The organism is Streptomyces sp. SM1 (assembly GCF_002910825.1).
Classification (GTDB): domain Bacteria; phylum Actinomycetota; class Actinomycetes; order Streptomycetales; family Streptomycetaceae; genus Streptomyces; species Streptomyces okerensis.
Genome location: NZ_NEUB01000519.1, coordinates 1 through 7393, shown reverse-complemented (window position 1 = coordinate 7393; position 7393 = coordinate 1). Strand labels below are relative to the sequence as shown.

Here is a 7393-nt window from a genome sequence, read left to right as displayed (position 1 = left end):
TCGCGGTCGCGGGGCTGAGCCTGACGTGCTGTCGATCGACGCGGCGGCGCACGGCAGTCGCTGGCGCCGCCGCCATCCCGTGGAGAAGGCCGTACTGGGGGTGGGTCTCACCCTGCTCGCGATCTCGCTGCCGGCCTGGCCGGGCGCGGCCCTGGTGCTGGTGACCGCGCTCGCGGTGCTGCTCGGCCCGGCGGGCGTGCCCGTACGGCGGCTGTGGCGGGCGTACCGGGTGCCGCTCGGCTTCTGTGCCACCGGGGCGCTCACGCTGCTCGTCCAGGTCGGCGGACCCGGCGGGTTCGTCTCTCCGGCGCCGGACGGACCGCTGCGCGCGGGGGAGTTGCTGCTCCGTACGTCCGCCGCCTCCCTCGGCGTGCTGCTGTTCGCGTTCACCACGCCCATGTCGGATCTGCTGCCGCGTCTGGTGCGCGCCGGGGTGCCCGCACCGCTCGTGGACGTGGCGCTGGTGACGTACCGGATGAGCTTCCTGCTGCTGGACTCGGTGCGCCGGATCCGGGACGCGCAGGCGGCCCGCCTGGGGCACACCACCCGGGCGGCGGCGTGGCGTTCGCTCGGCGGGCTCGGGGCCACCGCGTTCGTCCGGGCCTTCGACCGGGCGGCGCGGCTGCAGACGGGGCTCGCCGGGCGCGGCTACGACGGCACCCTGCGCGTGCTGGTGCCCGAGGCCCGCGTCTCCCTCCGGTTCACGGCGCTGAGCATGGCGCTGCTGGCGGCACTGGCCGCCGTCACCCTTGTTCTGGAAAGGCCGTTGTCATGACCGAGTCCGTGCTGGTGGCGCTGCGGGGCGCGTCGTTCGCCTACGAGGGCGGCCCGCCCGTGTTCAGCCGCCTCGACTTCGAGGTGCGCGAGGGGCGTGCGCTGGCCCTGCTGGGGCGCAACGGCAGCGGGAAGACGACGCTGATGCGGCTGCTGAGCGGTGGACTGCGTCCGCACGGCGGCGAGTTGACGGTGGGGGGGCGGGTGGTGCGGTACGACCGGAAAGGGCTGACGGAGCTGCGGACCACCGTGCAGCTGGTGGTCCAGGATCCCGACGACCAGCTGTTCGCGGCGTCCGTCGGCCAGGACGTGTCGTTCGGACCGCTCAACCTCGGCCTGCCCGACGCGGAGGTACGCGCCCGGGTGGCGGAGTCGCTCGCCGCACTGGACATCGCGGCTCTCGTGGACCGGCCCACACACCTGTTGTCCTACGGGCAGCGCAAACGCACGGCGATCGCGGGCGCGGTCGCCATGCGGCCCCGCGTCCTGATCCTGGACGAGCCGACGGCGGGCCTCGACCCGGACGGCCAGGAACGCCTGCTGGCCACCCTCGACGCGTTGCGCGGGGGCGGCACCACGGTGGTGATGGCCACCCACGACGTGGATCTGGCCCTGCGCTGGGCCGACGACGCGGCGCTGCTCACGCCGTCCGGCGCGCACACCGGTCCCGCGGACGGGACGCTGGCCCGCGCGGATCTCCTCGCGGCGGCGGGGCTGCGGCTTCCCTGGGGTGTCGCGACGGCGCATCTCCTGCGCCGGTGCGGTCTGTTGGCGCAGGAGGGCATCGGCCCGCGCACGGCGGAGGAACTGGTCGCCGCGCTGGCGGACGGGTGAGCGCACCGGTGCGGGGGCGCGCCGGCCTTCTGCCGACAGCCCCCGCACCCGCACGGTCTAGGCCATCGAGCGGAAGGCGGGCAGGTATCCGTTCGACTGACCGACGGCCTTCGGGTGGTAGGAGTTGGTGATCGGGAGGGTCACGCTGTGCAGCCACGCGTCGCCGGAGCAGAGTTCGTGTCCGGTGAAGTCGTCAGCCACCGAGGAGAAGGTGAATCCGGCGTCGGCGGCCCGCTTCGCGAGCACCCCGTTCAGCACGTTCGAGGCGTTGTTGATCGCGCCGCGTTCGGTCTCGGTGAGGCCGGCGATGCAACTGCCCGACAGCTTGTAGAACCGCGGGTACCCCAGCACCACCACGTGTGCCTGCGGGGAACGGGAGCGGATGCCGGAGTACAGCGAGTCGAGCCTGCCCGGCAGGGAGCTCTGCATCTGTGAGACCGCGGTGTCGACCCGGGAGACGCAGGTGGCCTCGCTCCGCAGGACACATGCCTGCATGACGTCCGCGAAGCCGACGTCGTTCCCGCCCGCGGTGACGCTGACGAGCGTGGTCGAGGAGGACAGTGCGCTCAGTTGGCCGGAGGACACGCTCGACGTCGTCGCCCCCGAGCAGGCGACGAACCTGAACGACGACGGGGAGTTGGCGTTCGCCCACAACTGCGGGTACGCCTTGGTACTGCGCTTGCAGGCACCGCTCTCGGACGTGTAGCTCCCGGCACCCACACCGGAGGAGTAGGAGTCGCCGAGGGCAACGTAGTTGTCGCCGGCGGCCGAGGCCGGCTGAGCCATACCGAGCACGGCCACGGCACCCATCGCAAGGGTCGCCAGGGAAGCCCGGAGTGAACGCACTGACACGTGACAGTCCGCCCTTCGCAGAGGAGGGTCACAGGGGTGGTTGATGAGGCAATGAAGGTTGTAGCAGGCCTGTGTACCGCTCGGTAACACCTGGGAAAGAAGTCATCCGGAATGCCCGAATGATCGTTCGGCCGGGTCAGCTCCGCGCGTAGATAAACCTTCAATCCGCTCTGGAGAGGGTGAATTTCAGGCGTGATTCAGGGGCCGGACGGGCCGTCTACCGGCGGGGGCCGGCCGCCCGGGTGATGGCCGACTCGACGGAGGCGATGCGGTCGCCGAGGAGGGCGAGCGCGGCCACCGCGCGGGCCAGGGCGTCCTCGTCGGGACCGCCCGGGGCCCGGGTGCGGACATGAGCGGCCTTCAGCTCCGCCCATCGCTCCGCCTGTCCGGCGGTGAAGGTGCCGCGCAGTTCCCCGAGCTTGAGCAGGCTCGCCTCGGCGCCGGAGGTGAGGGTCTGGGCCTCGGCCGTGTAGTGGTCCTCGACGACGGCGGTCAGCTCGGTGTCGTTCATGACGGGCTGGATCCGCTGGGCGATCTTGTTCATGTTGCGGTAGGAGCCCTGGAGCCGGAACGGCGGTTCGGTGCGGGCGTCGTCGGACCGGGCGGCGGAGGCGATGTAGGCGGCGTTGACGGCGAGGACCGTGCGGCGGGCGGTGAGGAGATGGCGGAGTACGGCCAGGATCCGGTCCAGTTCGGTGGGCGCGTACGGGTGGGTGAGGCGGTCGGGGCGGGCGGTGGGGTCGTTCTCGGCGAGGCGGATCAGCAGCTCCAGGTCGGCGCGGTCGCGTCCGGCGAGCGGGGCGAGCACCGGGTTGGCGGTGAGGGCGTTCTCCACGAAGCTGAGCGCGAAGACATCCTCCTTCCCGGTGAGGACGTCGCCGAGGTTCCACACGTCGGCGCGGTTGGCGAGCATGTCCGGGACCCGGAAGACCTCGCCGGACTCGGTGTAGGGGTTGCCGGACATGCAGACGGCGAACCGCTTGCCCCGCAGGTCGTAGGTGCGCGGCTCGCCCTCCCACACGCCCTCCATCCGTCGCGTGGCGTCGCACAGCGGGATGAACTTCTGGAGCAGTTCGGGCGAGGTGTGCTGGATGTCGTCGAGGTAGAGGAGGGTGTTGTTGCCGGCGGCCAGCGCGAAGTTGATCTTCTCGACCTCCTGGCGGGCGGTGGCGTTCGGCGCCTCGGCCGGGTCCAGTGAGGTGACCGCGTGGCCGAGCGCCGGGCCACTGATCCGGACCAGGACCAGGCCGAGCCGGTGGGCGACGTACTCCATGAGGGTCGTCTTGCCGTAGCCGGGCGGGGAGACCAGCAGCAGCAGTCCGCCGGCTCCGGTCCGGGCCGACTCTCCCGTGGTGCCGAGCTGCTTGGCGAGGCTGTCGCCGACCAGGGGGAGGTAGACCTCGTCGACCAGCCGGTTGCGGACGAACGACGACATGACGCGCGGCCGGTGGTCGTCCAGGCGCAGCCGGGTGCGCTCGGCGGTCACCAGGGCGGTGCGGCGGCGCTGGAAGGCCCGGAAGGCCGGCACGTCGCGCTCCCTGAACTCCTCCGTGCGGGCGAGGAACTCGTCGAGCCGCAGGGTGAGCCGGCGGTCGGTGATCCGGGGGTGGGTGGAGATCAGCCCCTCCACCGTGACGGTCAGGGGCGCGTCCGACTCGTGGCGGGGCAGGTCGGGGCAGAGCTCGGCGGCCACGGCCTCCGCGAGGTCACCGGGGGTCACCTCCTCGCCGGCCGCGGCGGTGTACGCGGTCAACCATGCCTCGACCAGCTGGCGGCGGGCGGTGAGGTCGCCGAGGGCGGGGAGGTCCTCCTCGTAGGCCCCGGTCGCGACGGTGCGGCGGAACTTGTCGAGCAGGGTGCGGGTCCGGGCGCTGATGACGAAGCCGTCGGGGCCGGTGGTCAGTTCGTCGAAGAGGTACGCGGCGCAGGCCTCCGGGCGCACCCCGGCGTCCGGGTCCCACTCCTCCACGGCGCGGGCGAGTTCGGCCCGCAGCGCGTCGAGCGCGGGCGGCGGGCCGAAGGCGTCACGGACCCGGGCCAGGGAGCGGGCGCGCCGGGTGAACCCGGCGCGCTCCTGGGACGTGGTGCCGTGCGCCCAGTACAGCAGGGCGTGCGCGCGGGCGGCGGACGCGTGGCGCAGGGTTCCGGCGGCGTCGTACAGGGGCAGCACGGCGGTGAGGACGGCCGTGGCGTCGTGGTCGTGGACGCCCCGCTCGTAGCCCTCGTCGTACGCCTCCTCCGCGGCCCTTCGGACCAGTGCGGCGAGGTCGTCGGCGCCGGTCAGGGCATCGCTGCCGTGCTCGTGCAGCAGGCGGGCGGCGAGGTGTTCGGCGCGCTGGACCCCGGGTGATTCGGACGGCAGGTGCCGGTTCCACAGGGGGCGGTCGGCGAGGAGGGCGGGGTCGGTGACGGGGGCGCGGAAGTCCGTGCCGGTGAGGGCGACGGCGAGGGAATCGCCGTGCGGGACGACGGTGAGGTCGAACGGCTCGGTGGAGACGGCGAAGCGGTGGTCCCCGAGGCGGATGACGCGTCCGCCGTCCGCGTAGAGGTCGGTGCGGTCGCGCAGGGCGCGCAGAGCCTCCTCGTGGGCGGAGCGCAGCCGGCCGTCGAGTTCCTCGGCCCGTACCCGGTCGCCCAGTTCGCGCAGTTCACCGGAGGTGCGGCGGATCTTGGCGACGAGCGGGTCGGAGGCGAAGTAGGTGCTCACCGCGTCGTGGTCGGCGAGCGCCGCGGAGCGCCGGGCGATCGTCGTGAGGACGCGCTCGGCGGCGGAGGCGAGCTGTCCGGCGCGGCGGGCACGGGCGTCGGTGAGGCTCTGCCTGCGGGCGGAGAACGCCTCGTAGACCTCGGTGCGCCGGGCGGCGAGTTCACCGAGGACGTCGTCGAACTCCGCGAAGCGGGACTCCAGTGCCTCCAGCTGGGTGAGGATCCGGGTCAGCTGGTCGTCGCAGGTCTCGGGGTCGCCGGCGACGGCGAGGGCCCCGGTGACGGTCTGGCCGAGCAGGGCGAGTTCGGCGGCGAACCCGGCGCGTGCCTCCCGGTCGAGCAGGCCGCGGCGGCGGGTCTCGAGGGTGGCGCGGGCGCGGTTGACGCCGCCCAGGGCCTCGGCGACCCGTTCCAGGACGGCCGTGCGGACGGTGGCGTCGGTGATGTCGAGTCCGGCGACCACCTCGGTCACCGTGCCCAGTCCGTCGGCGAGTTCGTCGAGGCGGTCGGCGACGGGGGCGGCCTCGGCGGTGGTGGTGACCGACTCGATGTCGGCGTGCAGCTGTTCGAGGTGCGTGTGGTGGGTGGCGAAGGCGTCCTCGCGGGCCAGGAAGGCGATCGCGCGCCGGCCGAAGCCGGCGAGGTCCGTCCCGGCCCCGCCGGCGAGTGCGTCGATGCGGGCGTGGTCCGCGTACCGCATGTTTTTGAGGGCCAGCAGATGGCCCTGGGCCTGGCGGAGTTCGGTGAGGCCGGTGACCCAGGCGGCGGCCTCGCGGGGCTGCTCGCCGCGCAGCCGGCGCACCACCGCGGCGATCCGGTCCGCCGCCTCGTCGAGCGCTTCGGCGGCCCGGCGGGTGAGGTCGCGTACGGTCTCGAACTCGGCCAGCACCTGCTCGGCGGTGGCCCGGACATCGGCCAAGGGGGCTCGTAGGTCACCGAGTTCGGGGTCACCGAGCCAGTGGTGGGTGTCCAGGGCGCGGACGCAGGCGGCCGCCAGGGTGGTGTAGATCTCGGCCGTCGGGGTGGTCTCGGCGGCGGAGCGGGCCAGGGACAGGCAGTCGGAGACGCCGCGGACGAGGTCGGCGTTGCCGACCCGGGCCAGCGCTCCCGCACCGGCGGGCTGTGCGGCGGCATAGGTGTCGGAGACGTAGGGCGACTGCCAGAGCTGGACCGGGTGGACGCGGGCGGCGTCGTCGCCCTCGGGACGGAGCAGGACGAGCAGTCCGTCGTCGAACAGTGCCCAGCCGTGGCAGGCCATCGGGGTGGCGACCGCCTCGCGGATCTGGTTGTACGACAGCAGCAGCCCGCGTCCCCGTGCGGGGGCGTGGAAGGCGTACAGCACGTCCTCGCCGTGCGGCGAGCGCACCTCCCGCTCGAACTCCATCCCGTTGGTGTCGAGTTCGTACGTCTTGTGCGCGCCGACGGCGAGGCAGTAGCCGCCCGGGAACACGATGCCCTGGTCCTCGGGCAGCCGGCGGCAGCCCTGTCCGATGCCGTCGAGGCGGACGAGGGTGCGGGTGAGGGAGTTGAAGACCAGGTAGCGGTGTGCGGTCTCCTTGTAGGGGAGGACGCGCAGCAGGATCAGGGCGCCGACGCGGGCGTGGGCGATCTCGGCGTCGGCGAGGGACTGCAGCGGCTCGTCGACGGGCTCGCTGTGGATGCCGCCGGGGCTGTCGGTGTCGTCGTCGGTCCTGACGGTGAGGGTGCCGCCGAGGGTGTCGACGAAGACCTCGCCCTGGACGGAGACATGGGGGTGGCGGCCGAGGACGTGGTCCTCGCGGGTGGTGGGGATCCAGTCGATGCCGTCGGGCTCGGTGACCGCGTGGTCGCGGTCGCCGCGTGCGTCGAGGAACGTGGCGTGGCCGTCCTCGGACACCGACCAGCGCAGCACGCGGATGTCGCCGGCCTTCTCGCCGGTCTGGAAGACGGCGAGCAGTCTGCCGTCGACACGGCGCAGCCGCAGCAGGCGGGCCTGCCGGTAGTAGCGGTGCAGGGCGGCGAACTCGCGGACGAAGTGCGGGTCGTCGAGGAGTCCGGGCACGGCGTCGTCGGACAGGCGGTTCAGCTCGCGGTCGTGCGGGGCGAGGACGTCGCCGACCGCGGTCTCCCGGTCGGGCCGGGGCCGGGACTCGTAGCCGAAGAGGAGCACGTCGCCGACGGCGACGATGTCGCGGGGCACGCTGCCCCGGTCGGTGCGCAGCCGTTCGGTGCCGGTGAGGCGCAGCCC

Annotated in this window: 4 protein-coding genes; 2 read left to right on the top strand and 2 right to left on the bottom strand. The window is 73.3% G+C overall.

Features of this window, described 5'->3' with window-relative positions; all coding sequences use genetic code 11:
• The first annotated feature begins 25 nt into the window (after positions 1-25).
• Together cbiQ and B9S61_RS12755 are read left to right on the top strand one after the other, a co-directional pair.
• Positions 26-775: a cobalt ECF transporter T component CbiQ gene (gene cbiQ, locus B9S61_RS12760; protein ID WP_103542358.1), complete on the top strand. Its 750-nt coding sequence runs from the start codon at positions 26-28 to the stop codon at positions 773-775.
• On the top strand, positions 772-1608 hold the full coding sequence (locus B9S61_RS12755; RefSeq protein ID WP_103542357.1) for an ATP-binding cassette domain-containing protein: 837 nt from the start codon (positions 772-774) through the stop codon (positions 1606-1608). The genes cbiQ and B9S61_RS12755 overlap by 4 nt, the downstream gene beginning before the upstream one ends.
• Positions 1609-1665: 57 nt before the next feature.
• Here B9S61_RS12755 and B9S61_RS12750 read toward each other — a convergent pair whose 3' ends face one another.
• Positions 1666-2460, bottom strand: a complete 795-nt coding sequence (locus B9S61_RS12750; protein WP_103542356.1) for an SGNH/GDSL hydrolase family protein — start codon at positions 2458-2460, stop codon at positions 1666-1668.
• 217 nt (positions 2461-2677) lie between these two features.
• Entirely contained in the window at positions 2678-7390 is a 4713-nt protein-coding gene (locus B9S61_RS12745; RefSeq protein ID WP_103542359.1) for a DNA repair ATPase, read from the bottom strand.
• Positions 7391-7393 lie beyond the last annotated feature (3 nt).

Bases quoted from the DNA above. Each gene is read 5' to 3' on its own strand.
- B9S61_RS12755 (WP_103542357.1), top strand. From the start codon at position 772: ATGACCGAGTCCGTGCTGGTGGCGCTGCGGGGCGCGTCGTTCGCCTAC.